General features: G+C 64.5%; 15 protein-coding genes and 2 rRNA genes. 15 read left to right on the plus strand and 2 right to left on the minus strand.

What is annotated here, in order from left to right:
* Nucleotides 1-13: 13 nt before the first annotated feature.
* From argC to AB4Y79_RS12565, 10 genes are all read left to right on the plus strand, one after another.
* Nucleotides 14-1,045: an N-acetyl-gamma-glutamyl-phosphate reductase gene (gene argC / locus AB4Y79_RS12520; protein WP_441862131.1), complete on the plus strand. Its 1,032-nt coding sequence runs from the start codon at nt 14-16 to the stop codon at nt 1,043-1,045.
* The gene (gene argJ, locus AB4Y79_RS12525) at nt 1,042-2,208 is read left to right on the plus strand and encodes a bifunctional glutamate N-acetyltransferase/amino-acid acetyltransferase ArgJ (protein WP_441862133.1); all 1,167 of its coding nucleotides are present in this window, start codon (nt 1,042-1,044) and stop codon (nt 2,206-2,208) included. Before argC ends, argJ begins: the two co-directional genes overlap by 4 nt.
* Before the next feature lie 42 nt (nt 2,209-2,250).
* Complete coding sequence (gene argB, locus AB4Y79_RS12530; RefSeq protein WP_441862135.1) at nt 2,251-3,210, plus strand: acetylglutamate kinase; 960 nt, start codon at nt 2,251-2,253, stop codon at nt 3,208-3,210.
* Nucleotides 3,207-4,460, plus strand: coding sequence for an acetylornithine transaminase (locus tag AB4Y79_RS12535; protein WP_441862137.1), 1,254 nt, complete (start codon nt 3,207-3,209; stop codon nt 4,458-4,460). The genes argB and AB4Y79_RS12535 overlap by 4 nt, the downstream gene beginning before the upstream one ends.
* The gene (argF, locus tag AB4Y79_RS12540) at nt 4,457-5,458 is read left to right on the plus strand and encodes an ornithine carbamoyltransferase (protein WP_441862139.1); all 1,002 of its coding nucleotides are present in this window, start codon (nt 4,457-4,459) and stop codon (nt 5,456-5,458) included. Before AB4Y79_RS12535 ends, argF begins: the two co-directional genes overlap by 4 nt.
* Nucleotides 5,458-5,988, plus strand: coding sequence for an arginine repressor (locus AB4Y79_RS12545; RefSeq protein WP_441862142.1), 531 nt, complete (start codon nt 5,458-5,460; stop codon nt 5,986-5,988). Before argF ends, AB4Y79_RS12545 begins: the two co-directional genes overlap by 1 nt.
* A 45-nt stretch (nt 5,989-6,033) precedes the next feature.
* Nucleotides 6,034-7,239, plus strand: a complete 1,206-nt coding sequence (locus AB4Y79_RS12550; RefSeq protein ID WP_056338239.1) for an argininosuccinate synthase — start codon at nt 6,034-6,036, stop codon at nt 7,237-7,239.
* A gap of 6 nt (nt 7,240-7,245) precedes the next feature.
* The gene (argH, locus tag AB4Y79_RS12555) at nt 7,246-8,685 is read left to right on the plus strand and encodes an argininosuccinate lyase (RefSeq protein WP_441862144.1); all 1,440 of its coding nucleotides are present in this window, start codon (nt 7,246-7,248) and stop codon (nt 8,683-8,685) included.
* A 198-nt stretch (nt 8,686-8,883) separates the two neighbouring features.
* On the plus strand, nt 8,884-9,432 hold the full coding sequence (locus AB4Y79_RS12560; RefSeq protein ID WP_441862146.1) for a pyridoxine/pyridoxamine 5'-phosphate oxidase: 549 nt from the start codon (nt 8,884-8,886) through the stop codon (nt 9,430-9,432).
* A 37-nt stretch (nt 9,433-9,469) separates the two neighbouring features.
* On the plus strand, nt 9,470-10,210 hold the full coding sequence (locus AB4Y79_RS12565) for a maleylpyruvate isomerase family mycothiol-dependent enzyme (protein ID WP_441862148.1): 741 nt from the start codon (nt 9,470-9,472) through the stop codon (nt 10,208-10,210).
* Between the two features lie 66 nt (nt 10,211-10,276).
* Here the strand turns inward: AB4Y79_RS12565 and AB4Y79_RS12570 are convergent, their stop codons facing one another.
* Both AB4Y79_RS12570 and AB4Y79_RS12575 read right to left on the minus strand, forming a co-directional pair.
* Nucleotides 10,277-10,771, minus strand: coding sequence for a methylated-DNA--[protein]-cysteine S-methyltransferase (locus tag AB4Y79_RS12570; protein ID WP_441862150.1), 495 nt, complete (start codon nt 10,769-10,771; stop codon nt 10,277-10,279).
* On the minus strand, nt 10,768-12,246 hold the full coding sequence (locus AB4Y79_RS12575) for an AlkA N-terminal domain-containing protein (RefSeq protein WP_441862152.1): 1,479 nt from the start codon (nt 12,244-12,246) through the stop codon (nt 10,768-10,770). Before AB4Y79_RS12575 ends, AB4Y79_RS12570 begins: the two co-directional genes overlap by 4 nt.
* 118 nt (nt 12,247-12,364) lie before the next feature.
* Between AB4Y79_RS12575 and AB4Y79_RS12580 the strand changes: the two genes are divergently transcribed.
* The 5 genes from AB4Y79_RS12580 to AB4Y79_RS12600 all read left to right on the plus strand — a co-directional run bounded on the left by AB4Y79_RS12580 (nt 12,365) and on the right by AB4Y79_RS12600 (nt 22,223).
* A complete protein-coding gene (locus AB4Y79_RS12580; protein WP_441862155.1) occupies nt 12,365-13,057 on the plus strand; it encodes a DNA-3-methyladenine glycosylase in 693 nt (230 codons plus the stop codon).
* 51 nt (nt 13,058-13,108) lie between these two features.
* Complete coding sequence (locus AB4Y79_RS12585) at nt 13,109-15,337, plus strand: HelD family protein (protein WP_441862157.1); 2,229 nt, start codon at nt 13,109-13,111, stop codon at nt 15,335-15,337.
* A gap of 35 nt (nt 15,338-15,372) precedes the next feature.
* Nucleotides 15,373-16,686: a tyrosine--tRNA ligase gene (gene tyrS, locus AB4Y79_RS12590; RefSeq protein ID WP_441862159.1), complete on the plus strand. Its 1,314-nt coding sequence runs from the start codon at nt 15,373-15,375 to the stop codon at nt 16,684-16,686.
* Between the two features lie 492 nt (nt 16,687-17,178).
* A 16S ribosomal RNA gene (locus AB4Y79_RS12595) occupies nt 17,179-18,613 on the plus strand.
* A 480-nt stretch (nt 18,614-19,093) separates the two neighbouring features.
* A 23S ribosomal RNA gene (locus AB4Y79_RS12600) occupies nt 19,094-22,223 on the plus strand.
* The 16S and 23S rRNA genes sit together here, the layout of an rRNA operon.
* The last annotated feature ends 5 nt before the right edge of the window (nt 22,224-22,228 follow it).

The raw sequence follows: 22,228 nt of genomic DNA on the forward strand, positions 1-22,228 counted from the left end.
GTATAGTCGAAGCATGACTATTTCTGTTGCGGTTTCGGGAGCCAGCGGCTACGCCGGGGGAGAGGTCCTCCGCCTCCTCGCCGGACACCCCGGTGTGACCATCGGCGCGATCACAGCACACAGCAACGCCGGTTCGCGGCTGGGCGAACTGCAGCCGCACCTGCATGGACTGGCGAGCCGGATCCTGGAAGACACCACCGTGGAGAACCTCTCCGGCCACGATGTCGTCTTCCTCGCGCTCCCGCACGGGGCCTCGGCTGAAATCGCGGCCCAGTTGCCGGAAGGCACGGTGGTCATCGACGCCGGCGCCGATCACCGCCTCGAAGACCCGGCGGCGTGGGAAAAGTTCTACGGCTCGGCCCACGCCGGGACCTGGCCCTACGGACTTCCGGAGTTGCCGGGCCAGCGCGAGGCCCTGAAGGGCGCCAAGCGTATCGCCGTCCCCGGCTGCTATCCCACCTCCGCCCTGCTGGCGCTCACTCCCGGGTTCGCCGCCCACCTGCTGGAACCCGACGACGTCGTCATCGTTTCCGCCTCCGGCACCTCGGGCGCGGGCAAGGCTGCCAAGGTCAACCTGATCGGCTCGGAAGTCATGGGGTCCATGAGCCCCTACGGCGTAGGCGGCGGACACCGGCACACGCCGGAAATCGAGCAGGGACTGTCCAACGCGGCGGGGGAGCGGGTCACGGTGTCCTTCACCCCCACGCTCGCTCCGATGAGCCGCGGCATCCTCACCACCGCCACCGCCAAGGTCAAGGCCGGCACTACGTCGGCCCAGTTGCGGCAGGCCTGGACGGACGCGTACGACGACGAGCCGTTCGTCCACCTGCTGCCCGAGGGCCAGTGGCCTGCCACCAAGTCCGTCCAGGGCTCCAACCACGCGGCCATGCAGCTCGCCTTCGACGCCCACACCGGACGCGTGATCGTGACTTGCGTGATCGACAACCTCACCAAGGGCACTGCCGGCGGCGCCGTCCAATCCATGAACATCGCACTCGGCCTGCCGGAAACCGACGGCCTCAACCTGCAGGGAGTAGCCCCGTGACCATCACCGCACCCCAGGGATTCCGGGCCGCCGGCGTCACCGCCGGCCTCAAGGCCTCCGGCAACCCGGACCTCGCACTCGTGGTCAATGACGGTCCGGCCAAGGCTGCCGCCGCCGTGTTCACCAGCAACCGGGTGGCAGCCGCCCCCGTCCACTGGTCCCGCCAGGTTGTCTCCGACGGCCGCGTGGACGCAGTCATCCTGAACTCCGGCGGAGCCAACGCCTGCACCGGCCCCACCGGCTTCCAGAACACCCACAGCACCGCGGAGAAAGTGGCAGAGGTCCTGGGGATCTCGGCCACCGACGTCTTTGTCTGCTCCACCGGACTGATCGGTGAGCAGCTGCCGATGGACAAGATCCTGCCGGGCGTCGAGGCGGCGGCGGCAGCCTTGAGCGCCGACGGCGGTCCGGCGGCAGGCACCGCGATCATGACCACCGACAGCGTACCCAAGTCGGCGCTGTTCATCGGCACCGACGCCGACGGCCAGGAATTCAGCATCGGCGGTATCGCCAAAGGTGCCGGCATGCTCGCTCCCGGACTGGCCACCATGCTGGTGGTCCTCACCACGGATGCCGTAGTGGAGGCCGAAATGCTCGACGTCGTCCTCCGCGACGCCACGCGCGTCACCTTCGACCGGGCGGACTCGGACGGCTGCATGTCCACCAACGACACCGTGGTACTCCTGTCCTCCGGCGCTTCCGGCGCCGTGCCCTCCGCCCAGGCCTTTGGTGCCGGCCTCACCCAGGTGTGCGCCGAGCTTGCCCGCAAGCTCATTGGTGATGCCGAGGGCGCCAGCCACGACATCGCCATCCGCACCTTCAACGCCGCCAGCGAAGCCGACGCCGAAACGGTCAGCCGCTCCGTGGCCCGCTCCAACCTGTTCAAGGCCGCCATCTTTGGCAAGGATCCGAACTGGGGCCGCGTGCTTTCCGCCGTGGGCACCACGGACGCTGCGTTCGAGCCGGACAAGCTCAACGTGGCCATGAACGGCATCCAGATCTGCCGCAACGGCAGCATCGGTGACGACCGGTCCCTGGTTGACCTGGAACCGCGCGAGGTCCTGGTGGAGATCGACCTGCAGGCAGGCGACGCCGAAGCCACCATCTGGACCAACGACCTCACCCACGACTACGTCCATGAGAACAGCGCCTACTCCAGCTAGGAGCCCGCGCTCCCGGCAGGAACCGCTGCGGAAAGTGAGAGCATGAACACCCAGACGCGCGAAACCACCAGCATGTCCGCTGCTCAGGACAAGGCCGCCACCCTGATCGAGGCCCTGCCCTGGATCCAGCGGTTCGCCGGCACCACGATGGTGATCAAGTACGGCGGCAACGCCATGGTCAACGACGATCTCCGCCGCGCCTTCGCCGAAGACATCGTCTTCCTCCACCATGTGGGCATCCACCCAGTAGTGGTCCACGGCGGCGGCCCGCAGATCAACTCCATGCTGGGGCGGCTGGGCATCGAATCCGAGTTCAAGGGCGGCCTGCGCGTCACCACCCCCGAAGCCATGGACGTGGTCCGCATGGTCCTCACCGGCCAGGTGGGACGTGAACTGGTGGGCCTTATCAACTCCCACGGACCCTACGCCGTCGGCATGTCCGGCGAAGACGGCGGGCTGCTGCGCGCCGTCCGCACCGGCACCGTGGTGGACGGCGAAGACGTCGACCTCGGGCTGGTGGGCGAAGTGGTCGGCGTCGACCCCGCCGGAATCGTTGACATCCTCGCGGCGGGCCGCATCCCGGTGATTTCCACCGTCGCCCCGGAAATTGTCGACGGCGGAGACAGCGTGGCAGGGACCGCGCGGTTCCAGCCCACAGGGCAGGTCCTGAACGTCAATGCGGACACCGCAGCGGCCGCCGTTGCCTCGGCGCTGGGAGCCTCCAAGCTGGTCATCCTGACCGACGTTGAAGGCCTCTACGCCAACTGGCCGGACAAGTCTTCGCTGATTTCCTCCCTCACAGTGTCGGAGCTGCGGGAAATGCTGCCCAGGCTCGAATCGGGGATGATCCCCAAGATGGCCGCCTGCCTCAAGGCCGTTGACGAGGGCGTTGAACAGGCACACATCGTGGACGGGCGCCTCGCCCACTCCATGCTTCTTGAAACATTTACGACGGCGGGCATCGGCACCCAGGTAGTCCCGGACGAGGAGACCAACGCATGAACACGGTTGAAAAGGCATCAGTCACTGAGCTGGTGGAAACCACCGGCCACGCCGGCTCCGAGTGGCTCTCCCGCTACTCCACCTCGCTGATGAACGTGTTCGGCACACCCCAGCGCGTCCTGGTCCGAGGCGCCGGCTGCCTCGTGTGGGACGCCGACGGCAAGGAATACCTGGACCTGCTGGGCGGCATCGCCGTGAACGCGCTGGGCCACGCCCACCCCTTCGTGACGTCGGTCATCGCCAGCCAGCTGGCAACCCTTGGCCACGTCTCCAACTTCTTCACCAGCCCCACCCAGGTGGCCCTGGCCGAGAGACTCCTGGAGCTGACCCACGCTCCTGCCGGGTCCAAGGTGTTCTTCAGCAACTCCGGCACGGAAGCGAACGAGGCCGCCTTCAAGCTGGCGCGCCGCAACACGGGTGACGCCGCGATTAAGCGGACCAAGATCATCGCGCTCGAGGGCGCCTTCCACGGCCGGACCATGGGAGCCCTGGCGCTCACTGCCAAGGAGGCCTACCGGGCACCGTTCGAGCCGCTGCCCGGCGGCGTGGTGCATATTCCGTTCGGCGACATTGCCGCCCTGGAGGCCGCCGTGGATGAAACCGTGGCCGCCGTCTTCCTGGAGCCCATCCAGGGCGAGGCCGGCGTCCGCCCGCTGCCGCCGGGTTACCTGAAGGCCGCTCGCGAGGCCACCAGCAAGGCCGGAGCGCTGCTGATCCTGGACGAGGTCCAGACCGGCATCGGACGCACCGGCAAGTGGCTCGCCAGCGAGGATGCCGGGATCGTCCCCGACGCCGTCACCTTGGCCAAGGGACTCGGCGGCGGCTTCCCCATCGGTGCCCTGATCACCTTCGGTGAGCAGACGTCGTCGTTGTTGTCCGCCGGCCAGCACGGCACCACGTTCGGCGGCAACCCGGTGGCCACCGCGGCCGCCCTGGCCACCCTCCACGCGCTGGAAAGCCAGAACGTCCTGGCTAATGCCACCGCTGTGGGGGAGCACCTGCGGTCCGCGCTGGCGGCAATCCCCGGCGTCACGGAAGTCCGCGGCGAAGGTTTGCTGATCGGCTTCGACCTTGACGCCGACGTCGCCCCCGCCGTCGTGCAGGCCGGCCTCGACGCAGGCTTCATCGTCAACAGCCCCGGCCCGCGCACCATCCGCCTGGCACCCCCGCTGATCCTCACCACGGCCCAGGCGGACACCTTCCTCGCCGCTTTCCCGGCAATCCTCCAGACAGCTAAGGACGCCCAGTGACCACCGCAACCCGGCACTTCCTCAAGGACACCGACCTCAGCCCCGCCGAGCAGGCAGAGGTCCTGGATCTCGCCGCGCGCATGAAGGCCGCCCCCTACAGCGTGCAGCCGTTCGCCGCTGAGCGCAGCGGCCGCAAGACAGTGGCCGTCATCTTCGACAAGACCTCCACCCGGACCCGGGTTTCCTTCGCCACCGGCATCGCGGACATGGGCGGCAACGCCCTCATCATCAATCCGGGCGAGGCGCAGATCGGGCACAAGGAATCCGTGGAGGACACCGCCAAGGTCCTGGAACGCATGGTCTCCACCATCGTGTGGCGCACTGGAGCGCATGCCGGCCTGGTGGCCATGGCGGAGAACTCCAAGGTCCCGGTCATCAACGCCCTGTGCGATGACTACCACCCCTGCCAGCTCCTGGCCGACCTGCTCGCCGTGAAGGAACACAAGGGCGAACTGAAGGGGCTCACCATGAGCTACCTCGGCGACGCCGCGAACAACATGGCCAACTCTTACCTCCTGGCCGGCGTGACGGCGGGGATGCACGTCCGCATTGCCGGTCCGGAAGGCTACCTGCCGGCCGCGGAGATCGTGGCGGCCGCGAAGGAACGGGCGGCAGAAACCGGCGGCTCCGTGCTCATCACTTCCGATGCGAAGGAAGCCCTGCAGGGGGCGGACGTCGTCGCCACCGACACCTGGGTTTCCATGGGCCAGGAAGCCGAGAAGGAAGCCCGGATGCAGTTGTTCCGGGAGTACTCCGTGGACTCCGGCGCCATGGCACTCGCCGCGGCAGACGCCGTCGTGCTTCACTGCCTGCCCGCCTACCGCGGCTACGAAATCTCCGCGGACGTCATTGACGGACCCCAGTCAATCGTCTGGGACGAGGCGGAAAACCGCCTGCACGCCCAGAAGGCGCTCATGGCCTGGCTGATGCACCGGTCCGGCCTCGCGTTCGTGGACGGCCTCTCTCCCGTTGAAGGCACCGGGGAGAGCACGTTCTAGTGTCCGCCCAGCCGTCCGCCCCGGGCAGCAGCCCAGCCACCAAGACCGCCCGGCAGGCGCGCATCACAGCCATCCTCACGGGGCAGTCCGTTCGTTCGCAGGCCGAGCTTGCGGCATTGCTGGCGGACGACGGCGTGCAGGTCACCCAGGCAACCCTGTCCAGGGACCTGGTGGAACTGGGCGCCGTCCGCGTCCGCGGCAAGGAAGGCGTGCTGGTCTACGCGGTGCCCGGCGAGGGCGGTGAACGGGCCGCGAAGAGCGGCGTAACCCAGGAAATCCTGGACGCGCGGCTGGCGCGGCTGTGCAGCGAACTGTTGGTCACGGCAGAAGCATCCGCCAACATCGCAGTCCTGCGGACCCCGCCCGGCGCCGCGAACTTCCTGGCCCTGGCGATCGACCATTCGGTGATGCCGTCCATCCTGGGCACCATTGCCGGTGACGATACTGTCCTGCTGGTCTCCCGTGACCCGCTGGGCGGCCCGGACCTCGCAGCACGTTTCCTGCAACTGGCCGAGGAAGCCGGGCAATAAGCTTGAAGACAAATCATCAACCAACCCCAACAAGGAGCATCTAAAGTGACTGAACGCATTGTGCTGGCCTACTCCGGCGGCCTGGACACGTCCGTCGCCATCGGCTGGATCGGTGAAGCCACCGGTGCCGAGGTCATCGCCGTGGCGGTCGACGTCGGACAGGGCGGCGAATCGCTGGAAACCATCCGCCAGCGTGCCCTGGGCTGCGGTGCAGTCGAGGCGTACGTCGCCGACGCCTCCGACGAATTCGCCAACGAATACTGCGTGCCCACGCTGAAGGCCAACGCCCTCTACCAGGGCCACTACCCCCTGGTGTCCGCCATCTCCCGCCCGGTCATCGTCAAGCACCTGGTGAAGGCTGCCCGCGAATTCGGCGCCACCACCGTGGCCCACGGCTGCACCGGCAAGGGCAACGACCAGGTCCGCTTCGAAGTGGGCATCCAGACCCTGGGTCCGGACCTGAAGTGCATCGCACCTGTCCGCGACCTCGCCCTCACCCGCGACAAGGCCATCGCCTTCGCCGAGGAAAAGGGACTGCCCATCGAGACCACCAAGAAGAACCCGTACTCGATCGACCAGAACGTCTGGGGCCGCGCCGTGGAGACCGGCTACCTCGAGGACATCTGGAACGCCCCCACCAAGGACATCTACGACTACACCGCCACCCCCGAGTTCCCGCCGGCACCGGATGAGGTCACCATCTCCTTCGAAGCCGGCGTTCCGGTTGCGATCGACGGCGTCAAGGTCACCCCGCTGCAGGCCATCAAGGAACTCAACCGCCGCGCCGGCGCCCAGGGCGTGGGCCGCATCGACGTCGTGGAGGACCGCCTGGTGGGCATCAAGTCCCGCGAAATCTACGAGGCCCCCGGCGCCATGGCGCTGATCACCGCGCACAAGCACCTCGAAGACATCACCGTGGAGCGCGAGCAGGCCCGCTTCAAGGCCACCGTTGGCCAGCGCTGGGCCGAGCTGGTCTACGACGGACAGTGGTTCTCTCCGCTGAAGCGCTCCCTGGACGCCTTCATCGAGGACACCCAGAAGTACGTCTCCGGCGACATCCGCATGACCCTGCACGGCGGCCAGGCCATCGTCAACGGCCGCCGCTCCGACACCTCGCTGTATGACTTCTCGCTGGCCACCTACGACACCGGTGACACCTTCGACCAGTCCCAGGCCAAGGGCTTCATCGAGCTGTGGGGCATGTCCGCCAAGGTTGCCTCCGGCCGCGACATCCGCGTCGCAGGGAAGTAAGTTTCGGTGGTTGAGCCTGTCGAAACCCAAAAAACCGAAGCTACAAACACAGGTGCGCTGTGGGGTGGCCGGTTCGCTGGCGGCCCCGCGGACGCCCTCGCGGCGCTGAGCAAGTCCACGCACTTTGACTGGCGGCTGGCCCGCTATGACATCGCCGGGTCCAAGGCGCACGCCCGCGTGCTGCACAAGGCCGGGCTGTTGGATGACGCGGAGCTGGAAGGCATGCTCGCTGCCCTCACGCAGCTGGATGAGGACGTCGCCTCCGGCGCGTACCTCCCGGCCGAGTCGGACGAGGACGTGCACGGTTCGCTGGAGCGCGGCCTGATCGAACGGGCCGGTGCCCAGCTTGGCGGCAAGCTCCGCGCGGGCCGCTCCCGCAACGACCAGGTTGCCACCCTGGGCCGGATGTTCCTGCGCGACCATGCCCGCATCATCGCCCGTGGCGTCCTGGCCACTGTTGACGCCCTGGTGGAGCAGGCCAAGGCGCACCACGGTGTTGCCATGCCCGGCCGCACCCACCTGCAGCACGCCCAGCCGGTCCTGCTCAGCCACCACCTGCTGGCCCATGCCTGGGCCCTGCTGCGCGACGTGCAGCGGCTCCAGGACTGGGACAAGCGCGCAGGCGTTTCACCCTATGGGTCAGGCGCGCTGGCCGGTTCCTCGTTGGGCCTGGACCCGGAGGCCGTGGCTGCGGACCTGGGCTTCTTCTCCGCGACCCACAACTCGATCGACGGCACCGCGTCCCGCGATGTCTTCGCCGAGTTCGCCTGGGTCTGCTCGATGATCGGCGTGGACCTGTCCCGGATCTCCGAGGAAGTCATCTTCTGGGCCACCAAGGAATTCTCCTTCGTCACGCTGCATGACTCCTACTCCACGGGGTCCTCCATCATGCCGCAGAAGAAGAACCCGGACGTGGCCGAGCTCGCCCGGGGCAAGGCGGGGCGGCTGATCGGCAACCTCACCGGGCTGCTGGCCACGCTCAAAGGCCTGCCGCTGGCATACAACCGTGACCTCCAGGAGGACAAGGAACCGGTGTTCGACGCCGCCGACACCCTGGAGCTGCTGCTTCCAGCGGTGTCCGGCATGATCGCCACCTTGAAGTTCAACACGGAGCGGATGGAATCGCTGGCTCCGCAGGGCTTCGCGCTGGCCACGGACATTGCCGAATGGCTGGTCCGCCAGGGTGTGCCGTTCCGTGAAGCGCATGAGCTCTCCGGTGCCGCGGTCAAGCAGGCGGAAAGCCGCGGCGTCGAACTCTGGGACCTGACAGACGAGGAATACGCCGCCATCTCGGAGCACCTCACGCCCGAGGTCCGCACGGTCCTCTCCACCGAGGGCTCGCTCAACAGCCGCAACTCCCAAGGCGGCACGGCACCGGCCGCCGTCGAACGCCAGCTGGTTGCGCTGGAAGGCGAACTGGCCGGCGTGCGCGAGTACGCCGGCTAAGGCAACGCCCGCTCACTTCCTGCACCATTCGGGGCAACGCCCGCTCACTTTCCCTAAGAAAGTGAGCGGGCGTTGGCGTTTTACCTGCAGGACCTGAGCAGGCGTTGGGAATTTCACTGCCATATCTGAGCGGGCGTTGGGGGTGGGCGTTGGGGGGTGAGCGCCGTTTGCCCGGCATGCCCCCGATAGCATGGCGCCATGAGCGAAACGTTCCGCAAGTTCCTTCGCACGCTGCCCGACTTCCCGGCGGACCTGCCCACTTTCGACCCGGACAACGCGCCGCAGGATCCGGCACTGCTGTTCAAACAATGGCTGGACGAGGCGCTGGATGCGGGGGAGCAGCAGCCACACGCGTTCAGCCTGGCCACGGTGGACGCCGCGGCCGGTGACGGACCGCAGCCGTCTTCCCGGATGCTGATCCTGAAGAACATCGACGACGACGGCTGGCACTTCGCCACCTCCCGAACCTCCCGCAAGGGCCGGGAGCTTGCGGCCGCACCCAGGGCCGCGATGAACTTTTACTGGCCCGGCCTGGGCCGGCAGGTCCGGCTCGCAGGGACAGTGGCTGAGCTCTCCGCTGACGCCTCCAGCATCGACTGGCACGAACGGCCCCGCGCGGACGGCAGCGACAACCCGAATTGGCAGCTCTACGCCCTCCAGCCCGCCGAGATTGAGTTCTGGCAGGCCGCCAACGACGGCCGGCATGTCCGGCACCGCGTTGGGCGGGATGGAACGCCGCTGGAATAAGCTCCGGGCCCTCGGGGTGCTCCGCTAGGCTGGCCGCATGACCTCACCTTCCCCAGACGCCCTCCTCGCTGAACTGCACAAGGCAGCCGACGCGCTGGCGGCCGCCCTGGACCCCATTCCGGACGACGGTGAAAAGGCGCCATCAACCCTTCCCGGCTGGAGCCGCGGCCACCTGCTGGCCCACATCGCCGGCATCTGCGACGCCCTCGCCCGGCAGGTGGAGTACGGCCGCCGGGGCGAGACGGTGCAGCTCTACGACGGCGGCGTGGAGGGACGCAACCGTGCCATCGATCTTGCGGCCGGGCACAGCCTCGGCCAGCACCGGAGCGACGTCACCACCGCCCTGCAACGGGCGCTGGCCGCCTTCGATGCGCTCACCGGGGCTGAGTGGCAGACGCCCATCGCCTTCCGCGACGGAGTCATTTTCGACGCAGGCCTGGCGCTCTGGCGCGAACTCGTGATCCACACCGCCGACCTGGACGCCGGCACGGGACCGGAAGTCTGGAACAAGGACTTCTGTTTCCACCTCTTCGACTTCCTGGCCGCCCGTGTCCCTGGGGGCACCAGGCTGGTCCTGCAGCCGGTGGCCCTCCCGCCGCTGAGCCTCGGCGCCGGCGGCAGCACCGTCGTCGTCAGCGGTATGGTGACCGATATTGCCGCGTGGCTCGCGGGACGGCAGCCATCGCTGGACAGCCTGCGCGCCACCGCCGCCGGGGACGGCACGGACCTTCCGGATCTGCTGCCCTGGCCTTCGGCGATGCCGGACCTTAAGAATTGATGCGCTATCACTTTTGGTTCCCAGACCATGGTTTTAGGGACCAAAAGTGATAGGGCAACGGTGCGGCTAGGCGGCCTCGCGGGCCAGCAGGCTCTCCTTGATGCGCAGGCCCCAGCGGAAGCCGCCCAGTGAGCCATCGGTACGAATGACGCGGTGGCATGGGACGAACAGCGCGGCCGCATTGAAGGCGCAGGCGCTGGCCGCTGCCCGCACTGCCTTGGGGTTCCCTGCCAGGGCCGCGTACTCGCTGTAGGTGACGGGAAAGCCGGGTTTGACCTCCCGCAGCACATCCCAGGCGTGGGCACGGAACGGGCCGGAGCGCTGCAGGACCGGAACAGCCATTGCCGGTGCCGGGTCGCCATCATAAAAGGCCTCGACGGCGGCCGAGATTCCCGCAAGGCCGGCCACCTCCTCCACGGCCTCGGGGCGCAGCCCGGGGTGGACCTGACCGATCAAGTCCGGCAGGCCCGCGGTCCAGCCCGAGGCCAGGACCGTGCCGTCACTGGCAAGGATGGTGAACGGACCGTCCGGGGTGGACAGCTGCAGCAGTTGGGCTTTCATGGCATCCCTTTCGCGGGAGTGGTGGGTGGAATGGCAGGCCATGCCGCGGCGCGCCACAGGTGCATGGTGGCGTAGGAACGCCAGGGGCTGGCCTCCCGGAAATCCGGTGTGAGGGTGTGCTCCCCGGAGTCGAGGATGCGGATGCCGTTCCGCACGGCGGCGTCGTTGGCGAGGAAGATGTCAGGGGCACCCAGAACGCGCATGGCCACGTACCCCACCGTCCATGGTCCCACCCCTGGCAGCGGAAGCAGGGCCGCTGTCAGGCTGGGCAGGTCGTCACCGTATCCGAACTCGAGCTGCCCGCGGGCCATCGCGTCCGCAGCGTGCAGCAGCGATTCGATCCTCCGTCGCGGCCCACGCAGCAAATGACCCGCTGCGGCGATTTCCGCGGGGGTGGGAAACAGTCGCTCCAGTCCCTCCCCGGGCGCGCTGCTGGGTGTGCCGGCGACTGACAGTTGGGTCAACGCCGTGCGGGCGGCCGCCACCGTAATCTGCTGTCCCACCATGGCCCGTACCAGGAGTTCCTGCGGGTCCAGCGCCCCGGGCAGCCTCATCCCGGGTGCGGCGGCAACGGAGCCCGCCAGCCGGGGGTCGGCGGCGAGGGTGCCGTCGATCGCTTCCGGATCCGCGTCGAGGTCGAACAGCCGCCGGACGCGGCTGAGAAGCGCCGGGAGGTCGCGCAGGTCCACCGCACCGACGGTGAGGGTCAGGGGCCGCCCCCGCGCGCCGTCGTCGTACTCCACCCGGAAGCGGGCGTCGCCATGGGGGAGGCGAAGGGTCCGGGCGTAGGAGGTGGGCGTGCCCTCCTCGATTCCAGGGATGGCACGCACGGCCAGGAAGGAGAATATGCCGGTATCGAAGGGCGCGCGGTAGGGCAGGCTCAGCGTCAGGGCGGTAGCGCCCCCGGCCGCTGCCGGATGCCGGGCGGTTCGGCGCAGCGCCGTGGGGGTCATGTCGAACACTTCGGCGATGGTGTCGTTGAATTGCCGGATGCTGCTGAACCCGGCGGCGAAGGCGACGTCGGCAAATTTCATGGAGGTGGACACCAGCAGGGCGCGTGCCGTCTGGGCCCGTGCGGCGCGGGCCAGCGACAAAGGACCTGCACCGAGTTCCTGGCCGAGGATGCGGTTGAGCTGGCGGGCGGAGTAGCCCAGCCGGGCAGCAAGACCCGCCACGCCGTCCCGGTTGATGACGCCGTCGTTGATCAGGCGCATGGCCCTGCCCGCGACATCCTGGCGTACATTCCAGGCGGGTGTCCCGGGCACCGCCTCCGGCAGGCAGCGTTTGCAGGCCCGGTACCCTGCCTCATGCGCGGCGGCGGACGTCTCGTAAAACGTCACGTTCGATGCCTTCGGCGTCCGGGCCGGGCATGAGGGCCGGCAATAGATCCCGGTGGTGCGGACGGCCGTGAAGAACTGGCCATCGAACCGGGGATCGCGGGCATCGATTGCCCGGTAGCGCTGCCAGAAGTCCATTCCTCCATCCTGCCAGCCGCACGCTACAGCTACTAGCGGGAATCGGACACGGCCGTGGCTGATGCCGGATTGTCGTTTCCTCCCGTGGGAACACCGGATTTCTGGGTACAGTCGAGCAATGGATGAGAGCCCTTCAACCGCCGGGCCGCTTCGGCAGTTCCTCTCCGGGGATGCCCGTGAACTCGCCCCGCAGCTGCTCGGCGCCGTGCTGACCCACCAATCCCGGGACGGCGCCGTGTCCGTCCGGCTGACCGAGGTGGAGGCATACCTGGGGCCGGAGGACTCCCTGCATCCAGACCCCGGCTCGCACACGTACCGGGGCCCAACGCCCCGCAACGCGCCCATGTTCGGTCCTGCCGGGCACCTCTACGTCTACTTCACCTACGGCATGCATCACTGCACCAACATTGTGTGCGGGCCCGAGGGCGTTGCATCCGCCCTGTTGCTGCGGGCCGGGGAAATCGTCGACGGGCTGGACGTGGCGCAACGCCGGCGCCCGACGTCGAAAACCCCCACCGACCTCGCCAGCGGGCCGGCCCGCCTGGCCAAGGCCCTGGGAATGACGACGGCGGACAGCGGCCGGGACGCGCTGGCTCCGCCTTTCGGGCTGCAGCTTCCCTCCGGTCCGGGCGGTCCCGTTAGTTCCGGTCCGAGGGTGGGCGTGGCCGGCGCCGGGGGATCGGACCGCTACGCGTGGCGGTTCTGGCTCACCGGCGACCCCACGGTCTCCAAATACAAGGCCGCGAAACCCCGGGCCCGGAAGCCGGCAGCCGGTGGGCCGCCCGGGGCCACCACGTTTCGCCTCCGTTAATCGAAATGGTTGTAGAATGGACGGTCTGTCTTTCGCGATAGGGGAACGTTGATGCTCGATGCCGAATTGGCCCACGAACGGGACTATGTTGCGGGCCTGTATGCCCGGCTGGAGGAGCTCCGCGAGGAAAAGCGCCGCCAACTGGCGCAGGTCCGCCGTGCCGGAGCCGTGGGCACCATGCAAAACGTTTCCGAACGTGATGCGTTCGCGGCCCTTTACGAGGACCGCCTGGCCCAGTTGGACGCCGTGGATGACCGGCTGGTGTTCGGCCGCCTGGACCTGGACTCCGGCGAAGCCCAGTACATTGGCCGGATCGGCCTCAGTACAGAGGATCTGCAGCGCCTGATGGTGGACTGGCGGGCCCCTGAAGCCGGCCACTTCTACCAGGCCACGGCTTTTGACCGGCAGGGCGTGCGCCGCCGCCGGCACCTGATCCTCCAGGGCCGCGAAGTCAAGGCCATCGAGGATGACGTCCTGGATGCGGGGATGCTGACGGACAGCGAATCGCTGCAGGGCGAAGGGGCCCTGCTCGCAGCGCTGAACTCCAAGCGGACCGGGCGCATGTCGGACATCGTCAGCACCATCCAGTCGGAACAGGACCGGATCATCCGGTCCTCCATCTCCGGCGCCGTCGTGGTCCAGGGCGGCCCTGGCACCGGCAAGACCGCTGTGGCGCTGCACCGCGCCGCCTACCTGCTTTACACCCACCGTGACCGCCTCAAGAGCGCGGGCGTGCTGCTGGTGGGGCCGTCGTCGTCGTTCATGAAATACATTGAACGGGTGCTGCCCTCACTCGGTGAGACCGGCGTTGTCATGGCCAGCGTTGGCCGCCTGATGCCGGGCATCCACGCCGTGCCGGAAACGAACCCGGACGTGGCCGCCATTAAGGGGCGCCTGGACATGGCTGCCATCGTAGCCAACGCCGTTTCCAACCGGATGCGTGTCCCTGCCCGGAACCGGATCCTGGAGGTGGACGGGCGCAAGCTGACGTTGACGCCCAGGCAGGTCCGCCGTGCCCGGGAACGGGCGCGCGCCACCGGGAAGCCGTACAACGAGGCACGGGTGACGTTCGTCAAGATCCTGCTGCGCGAGCTCACGGAGCAGATGACCGAACTCGTCGAGGCCGGGAACATCGGGAACAACGCGGACCGCTCGTACCTTACCGAGGACGTGCGCACTGCCCGGGACGTGCGGATCGCGCTGAACCTGTGCTGGATGCCCATGACGCCGGAGAAGCTGATCTCGGACCTCTTCAGCAAACCGGAAATCCTGGAATTCTGCACCCCCAACATGACACCGGACGAGCGGGCGCTGCTGCTGCGCCCCGCCGACGCCCCGTGGACCGAGTCGGACGTGCCGCTGCTGGACGAAGCCGCCGAGCTGCTGGGCGAGCTGGACCCGGCCGCCGGGCGGGGGCTGGTCCAGCAGGAGCACGACCGGGCCCGGGACCTGGCCAACGCCAAACAGACCCTGGTAAACATGGAGGCCGCCGGCGTCGATCCGCTGATGTCCGCCGAGGACCTTGCCGAGCAGAACCGGGAGCAGGAAGCCCGGCAGACCGCCGCCGAGCGTGCCACGAGCGACCGTACCTGGGCGTTCGGGCACATCGTGGTGGACGAGGCGCAGGAATTGTCGCCTATGCAGTGGCGGTTGCTGGTCCGGCGCTGCCCGCTGAAGTCCTTCACGATCGTGGGGGACATCGCCCAGACCAGTTCCGTGGCCGGCGCCAACTCGTGGCACAGCGCGCTGGCGCCCATGTTCGGTGACCGGTGGCAGCTGGAGGAGCTGACCGTCAACTACCGCACGCCCTCCCAGATAGCTGAGGCCGCCGTCAGGATGGCCAACGCCGCCGGTCTGGTGGTATCCGCCCCCAAGGCCGTGCGCGAGGGACGCTGGTCACCCATCATCGACGAGGTTTCTGCCGACGGCGTGGTGGACAGGCTCCTCGAGGTCCTCCCTGAGGAGTTGGGAGCGCTCGACGGCGGCCTGCTCGCCGTCATCGCCGACGGTGACCTCCTGCCCCGGGCAACGTCCGCCCTGCGTTCGGCATATGGCCGGCGGATCGGCACCGGTGCCGGCAGCTACGAACAGGACATCGTGGTGATCAGCCCGCGCGAGGCGAAGGGCCTGGAGTTCGACGGCGTCGTGGTCCTTGAACCGTCCGTGATGCTCAACCACGAGCACGGCAAAGTGGGAGACCTCTATGTCGCCATGACCCGCGCCACGCAGCGGCTCCGGTTGATTGCCGCCGAACCCGTACCGGCCGGGATTGCCGGCTGACCGGGCTCCCCGGCGTTACTGCTAACTTAGGAAGCGTGCCAGAACTGAACAACCTCGAACCGCAGCGCAACGACCCCACTTTCGCCAACATTTGGCAGGAACTGAAGTGGCGTGGGCTGGTCCATGTCTCCACCGACGAAGCAGAGCTGGAGAATCTCCTCGCCAACGGGCCGGTCACGTACTATTGCGGCTTCGACCCCACCGCGCCGAGCCTGCACCTGGGCAACCTGGTCCAGTTGCTGGTCATGCGGCGGCTCCAGCTGGCCGGGCACAAGCCGCTCGGGCTGGTGGGCGGCTCCACCGGCATGATTGGCGATCCGCGTCCGACGGCGGAGCGCACCTTGAACACCAAGGACACGGTGGCGGAGTGGGTTGGCTACCTCCAGGCCCAGGTCATGCGCTTCCTCAGCTTCGACGGGGACAACGCCGCCAGGATCGTGAACAACCTGGACTGGACAGCGCCGCTGAGCGCCATCGACTTCCTGCGCGAAGTGGGCAAGCACTTCCGGGTGGGCACCATGTTGCGGAAGGACGCCGTGGCGTCCCGGCTGAACTCGGATGAGGGCATCAGTTACACCGAGTTCAGCTACCAGATCCTGCAGGGCATGGACTACCTCCAGCTCTACCGCGATTACGGCTGCGTGCTGCAGACCGGGGGATCGGACCAGTGGGGCAACCTCACCAGCGGTACGGAGCTGATCCGCAAGGTGGAGGGCAAGAGCGTGCACGCCCTCGGCACCCCGCTCATCACCAACTCCGACGGAACCAAGTTTGGCAAGAGCGAGGGCAATGCCATTTGGCTGGATGCCGGCATGTGCAGCCCGTACGTCTTCTACCAATTCTGGCTCAACACGACCGATTCCGACGTTGTGGACCGGCTCAAGGTCTTCACATTCCTGACCCGGGCCGAGATCGAAGACATTGCCGCGTCCGTGGCAGAACGGCCCTTCGCCCGGGAAGGCCAGCGCAAACTCGCTTTTGAAGTGACCTCCCTGGTCCATGGCGTCGACGCCACCGAGAAAGTCATTGCCGCTTCGGCGGCGCTCTTCGGAAACGGCGATTTGGCTGCCCTGGACGAGGCAACCCTGCGGGCGGCAACCTCCGAACTTCCCAGCACCACCGTGCAGGTGGATGCGATGGGAATTGTCGATCTCCTGGTGGCATCCGGACTTTCCGAAAGCAAGTCCGCAGCGCGCCGGACCGTGGGGGAGGGCGGCGCCTACGTCAACAACGAAAAAGTGTCGGATCCGGAGGCCGTGATTCCGGAGTCTCAACTCCTGCATGGCCAATACCTGCTCCTGCGCAGGGGCAAGAAGAACCTGGCCACCGTAGAGGTGTTGGTTCCCTAGCATCTTCGGGTCATTGATGCACGCCCCCCGGCAACCGATTTGCGCGGCCGCCGGGGGGCGTGTATTGTTTTCTGAGTCGCCGCCGCTGAGTGGTGACAAACCCCCAACTGATAAGAAGCAATTCTTGCCGCGCACAGCGTGGAACTGGAGAAATTGCTTCTTATTCCGCTGGGCGGATTCATTCCACCGAGTGGATTCCGGGAAAATAACCGGATTTGCGAAAGTGAATATGAATGAAATAAGATGGAAACATCGCAGCGAAGAAATACGGAATAGAAATTCATCTGTTGAATTGTTTCCGGAAATATTCGAATGTGTCTGTTGTTTGAGAACTCAATAGTGTGCCAAGTTTGTTGATACCAATTGTTTTATTGATTGGTTGTTTTGGCTGTGTCGCCACCCCGTGGTGGCATGGTTTTTACAGCTGGTTTCAAATTTTGTGCAGTCGTGGTCGCCGTTATTTCCGGTGGTCGTGGTTGTGTCTGTTTTACTTCAACGGAGAGTTTGATCCTGGCTCAGGATGAACGCTGGCGGCGTGCTTAACACATGCAAGTCGAACGAGGGTCTAATACCGGATATGACCTTCCATCGCATGGTGGTTGGTGGAAAGCTTTTGTGGTTTTGGATGGACTCGCGGCCTATCAGCTTGTTGGTGGGGTAATGGCCTACCAAGGCGACGACGGGTAGCCGGCCTGAGAGGGTGACCGGCCACACTGGGACTGAGACACGGCCCAGACTCCTACGGGAGGCAGCAGTGGGGAATATTGCACAATGGGCGCAAGCCTGATGCAGCGACGCCGCGTGAGGGATGACGGCCTTCGGGTTGTAAACCTCTTTCAGTAGGGAAGAAGCGAGAGTGACGGTACCTGCAGAAGAAGCGCCGGCTAACTACGTGCCAGCAGCCGCGGTAATACGTAGGGCGCAAGCGTTATCCGGAATTATTGGGCGTAAAGAGCTCGTAGGCGGTTTGTCGCGTCTGCCGTGAAAGTCCGGGGCTCAACTCCGGATCTGCGGTGGGTACGGGCAGACTAGAGTGATGTAGGGGAGACTGGAATTCCTGGTGTAGCGGTGAAATGCGCAGATATCAGGAGGAACACCGATGGCGAAGGCAGGTCTCTGGGCATTAACTGACGCTGAGGAGCGAAAGCATGGGGAGCGAACAGGATTAGATACCCTGGTAGTCCATGCCGTAAACGTTGGGCACTAGGTGTGGGGGACATTCCACGTTTTCCGCGCCGTAGCTAACGCATTAAGTGCCCCGCCTGGGGAGTACGGCCGCAAGGCTAAAACTCAAAGGAATTGACGGGGGCCCGCACAAGCGGCGGAGCATGCGGATTAATTCGATGCAACGCGAAGAACCTTACCAAGGCTTGACATGAACCGGACCGCYGCAGAAATGTGGTTTCCCCTTTGGGGCTGGTTTACAGGTGGTGCATGGTTGTCGTCAGCTCGTGTCGTGAGATGTTGGGTTAAGTCCCGCAACGAGCGCAACCCTCGTTCTATGTTGCCAGCACGTGATGGTGGGGACTCATAGGAGACTGCCGGGGTCAACTCGGAGGAAGGTGGGGACGACGTCAAATCATCATGCCCCTTATGTCTTGGGCTTCACGCATGCTACAATGGCCGGTACAAAGGGTTGCGATACTGTGAGGTGGAGCTAATCCCAAAAAGCCGGTCTCAGTTCGGATTGGGGTCTGCAACTCGACCCCATGAAGTCGGAGTCGCTAGTAATCGCAGATCAGCAACGCTGCGGTGAATACGTTCCCGGGCCTTGTACACACCGCCCGTCAAGTCACGAAAGTTGGTAACACCCGAAGCCGGTGGCCTAACCCCTTGTGGGAGGGAGCTGTCGAAGGTGGGACTGGCGATTGGGACTAAGTCGTAACAAGGTAGCCGTACCGGAAGGTGCGGCTGGATCACCTCCTTTCTAAGGAGCACCTACAAYGTTCATTCCGGGATGTATGTCCTGGTGGTGGGGTTGTCAGGAGTAAAGGCCCGTTTCACGGACGAGTGTTTCGTGGCGGGTGCTCAAGGGTGGAATATCAATGAATAGCGGCYGTGGTGTTTTCTTCTTTCCTAGTACGGGCCAGTGATGGTTCTGGAACGGTGGGTGGGGGATGGCGCGGTTTAGTGTTTGGCACACTGTTGGGTCCTGAGGCAACAGGACCATTGGCGGCCCCTGTTGGGGGTTGTTGGTGGGACTTTGTTTCTGGTTTCCTGGCTGCACYGATCRCGCACGGTTTTGTGTGTGGGGTGTGTGGTTTGGGGTTGTTGTTTGAGAACTACATAGTGGACGCGAGCATCTTGTATAAGAAGCAATTTCCAAGAATATGAACCTGGATCTGGCCGCACTTTTTGGGTGTGGACGGTTTYGTGGTTCTCTCGAGAAATTTTTTTTGATCTTTGTGGTCAAGTTTTTAAGAGCACACGGTGGATGCCTTGGCATTAGGAGCCGAAGAAGGACGTAGGAATCTGCGATAAGCCTGGGGGAGTCGATAACCGGACTGTGATCCCAGGGTGTCCGAATGGGGAAACCCCGCTGAGCGCGCGAGTGACTTGGTGACCCGTACCTGAACACATAGGGTGCGTGGGGGGAACGCGGGGAAGTGAAACATCTCAGTACCCGCAGGAAGAGAAAACAATAGTGATTCCGTTAGTAGTGGCGAGCGAACGCGGATCAGGCTAAACCGTTCCATGTGTGATAGCCGGCGGGCGTTGCATGGTCGGGGTTGTGGGACTTTCCGTACTGTCTCTGCCGGGACAGTGGGGTGTGAYGTGCGCGCATAGGTGAACGGTTTTGAAAGGCCGGCCAGAGAGGGTGTTAGTCCCGTAACCGTAATGTGTTTGTGCCGCCTGTGAGAGTATCCCAAGTAGTACGGGGCCCGAGAAATCCCGTGCGAATCTGTCAGGACCACCTGATAAGCCTAAATACTCCCTAATGACCGATAGCGGACCAGTACCGTGAGGGAAAGGTGAAAAGTACCCCGGGAGGGGAGTGAAACAGTACCTGAAACCGTGTGCTTACAATCCGTCGGAGCAGCCTTGTAGTTGTGACGGCGTGCCTTTTGAAGAATGAGCCTGCGAGTTAGTGTTACGTCGCGAGGTTAACCCGTGTGGGGCAGCCGTAGCGAAAGCGAGTCTGAATAGGGCGTTGCAGTGGCGTGATCTAGACCCGAAGCGAAGTGATCTACCCATGGCCAGGTTGAAGCGACGGTAAGACGTCGTGGAGGACCGAACCCACTTCAGTTGAAAATGGAGGGGATGAGCTGTGGGTAGGGGTGAAAGGCCAATCAAACTTCGTGATAGCTGGTTCTCCCCGAAATGCATTTAGGTGCAGCGTTGCGTGTTTCTTGCTGGAGGTAGAGCTACTGGATGGCTAATGGGCCCTACAAGGTTACTGACGTCAGCCAAACTCCGAATGCCGGTAAGTGAGAGCGCAGCAGTGAGACTGTGGGGGATAAGCTTCATAGTCGAGAGGGAAACAGCCCAGACCACCAACTAAGGCCCCTAAGCGTGTGCTAAGTGGGAAAGGATGTGGAGTTGCCCAGACAACCAGGAGGTTGGCTTAGAAGCAGCCACCCTTAAAAGAGTGCGTAATAGCTCACTGGTCAAGTGATTCCGCGCCGACAATGTAGCGGGGCTCAAGTACACCGCCGAAGTTGTGGCATTCAGACATGTACTAAGCCTTCGTGGTTCAGGTGTTTGGATGGGTAGGGGAGCGTCGTGTGGGCAGTGAAGTCGCGGTGTAAACCAGTGGTGGAGCCTACACGAGTGAGAATGCAGGCATGAGTAGCGAAAGACGGGTGAGAAACCCGTCCGCCGAATGATCAAGGGTTCCAGGGTCAAGCTAATCTGCCCTGGGTAAGTCGGGACCTAAGGCGAGGCCGACAGGCGTAGTCGATGGACAACGGGTTGATATTCCCGTACCGGCGAAAAACCGTCCATGTTGAACAGGGGATACTAACCGCCCGAGACCTGCCTGACACCCCTTGTGGGTGAAGGGTTTTGGTGGAGCGCGGGACCTGATCCTGGGAGGCAAGCGTATTAACAGGTGTGACGCAGGAAGGTAGCCGAGCCGGGCGATGGTTGTCCCGGTCTAAGGATGTAGGGCGAGTGGTAGGCAAATCCGCCACTCATGGTGCCTGAGATCTGATGGGACCCCCGTTTGGGGGGATTTGGTGATCCTATGCTGCCGAGAAAAGCATCGACGCGAGGTTTTAGCCGCCCGTACCCCAAACCGACACAGGTGATCAGGTAGAGAATACTAAGGCGATCGAGAGAATTATGGTTAAGGAACTCGGCAAAATGCCCCCGTAACTTCGGGAGAAGGGGGGCCCCAACCTTGAACGGTACTAGCGACCGGGAGGGGATCGGGGCCGCAGAGACCAGGGGGAAGCGACTGTTTACTAAAAACACAGGTCCGTGCGAAGTCGCAAGACGATGTATACGGACTGACTCCTGCCCGGTGCTGGAAGGTTAAGAGGACCGGTTAGTCCGTAAGGGCGAAGCTGAGAATTTAAGCCCCAGTAAACGGCGGTGGTAACTATAACCATCCTAAGGTAGCGAAATTCCTTGTCGGGTAAGTTCCGACCTGCACGAATGGAGTAACGACTTCCCCGCTGTCTCAACCATAAACTCGGCGAAATTGCAGTACGAGTAAAGATGCTCGTTACGCGCAGCAGGACGGAAAGACCCCGAGACCTTTACTATAGTTTGGTATTGGTGTTCGGAGTGGCTTGTGTAGGATAGGTGGGAGACGTTGAAGCCCGGACGCCAGTTCGGGTGGAGTCATCGTTGAAATACCACTCTGGTCACTTTGGACATCTAACTTCGGCCCGTAATCCGGGTCAGGGACAGTGCCTGATGGGTAGTTTAACTGGGGCGGTTGCCTCCTAAAAAGTAACGGAGGCGCCCAAAGGTTCCCTCAGCCTGGTTGGCAATCAGGTGTCGAGTGTAAGTGCACAAGGGAGCTTGACTGTGAGAGAGACATCTCGAGCAGGGACGAAAGTCGGGACTAGTGATCCGGCGGTACATTGTGGAATGGCCGTCGCTCAACGGATAAAAGGTACCTCGGGGATAACAGGCTGATCTTGCCCAAGAGTCCATATCGACGGCATGGTTTGGCACCTCGATGTCGGCTCGTCGCATCCTGGGGCTGGAGTAGGTCCCAAGGGTTGGGCTGTTCGCCCATTAAAGCGGTACGCGAGCTGGGTTTAGAACGTCGTGAGACAGTTCGGTCCCTATCCGCTGCGCGCGCAGGAAATTTGAGAAGGGCTGTCCTTAGTACGAGAGGACCGGGACGGACGAACCTCTGGTGTGTCAGTTGTACTGCCAAGTGCACCGCTGATTAGCTACGTTCGGATGGGATAACCGCTGAAAGCATCTAAGCGGGAAGCTCGCTTCGAGATGAGATTTCCATACACATTTATGTGTGAGAGGCCCCCAGCCAGACCACTGGGTTGATAGGCCGGATGTGGAAGCGAGGACTAACGACTCGTGAAGCTGACCGGTACTAATAGGCCAACAACTTACACCACACAGA

This window comes from Pseudarthrobacter sp. YAF2, assembly GCF_052113345.1.
Lineage (GTDB): Bacteria > Actinomycetota > Actinomycetes > Actinomycetales > Micrococcaceae > Arthrobacter.

What these genes read in the sequence shown, in the direction of transcription:
- argC (WP_441862131.1), top strand. Translation starts at nt 14, where the DNA reads ATGACTATTTCTGTTGCGGTTTCGGGAGCCAGCGGCTACGCCGGGGGA.
- argB (WP_441862135.1), top strand. Translation starts at nt 2,251, where the DNA reads ATGAACACCCAGACGCGCGAAACCACCAGCATGTCCGCTGCTCAGGAC.
- AB4Y79_RS12535 (WP_441862137.1), top strand. Translation starts at nt 3,207, where the DNA reads ATGAACACGGTTGAAAAGGCATCAGTCACTGAGCTGGTGGAAACCACC.
- AB4Y79_RS12560 (WP_441862146.1), top strand. Translation starts at nt 8,884, where the DNA reads ATGAGCGAAACGTTCCGCAAGTTCCTTCGCACGCTGCCCGACTTCCCG.
- AB4Y79_RS12565 (WP_441862148.1), top strand. Translation starts at nt 9,470, where the DNA reads ATGACCTCACCTTCCCCAGACGCCCTCCTCGCTGAACTGCACAAGGCA.
- AB4Y79_RS12570 (WP_441862150.1), bottom strand. Translation starts at nt 10,771, where the DNA reads ATGAAAGCCCAACTGCTGCAGCTGTCCACCCCGGACGGTCCGTTCACC.
- AB4Y79_RS12575 (WP_441862152.1), bottom strand. Translation starts at nt 12,246, where the DNA reads ATGGACTTCTGGCAGCGCTACCGGGCAATCGATGCCCGCGATCCCCGG.
- AB4Y79_RS12580 (WP_441862155.1), top strand. Translation starts at nt 12,365, where the DNA reads ATGGATGAGAGCCCTTCAACCGCCGGGCCGCTTCGGCAGTTCCTCTCC.
- AB4Y79_RS12585 (WP_441862157.1), top strand. Translation starts at nt 13,109, where the DNA reads ATGCTCGATGCCGAATTGGCCCACGAACGGGACTATGTTGCGGGCCTG.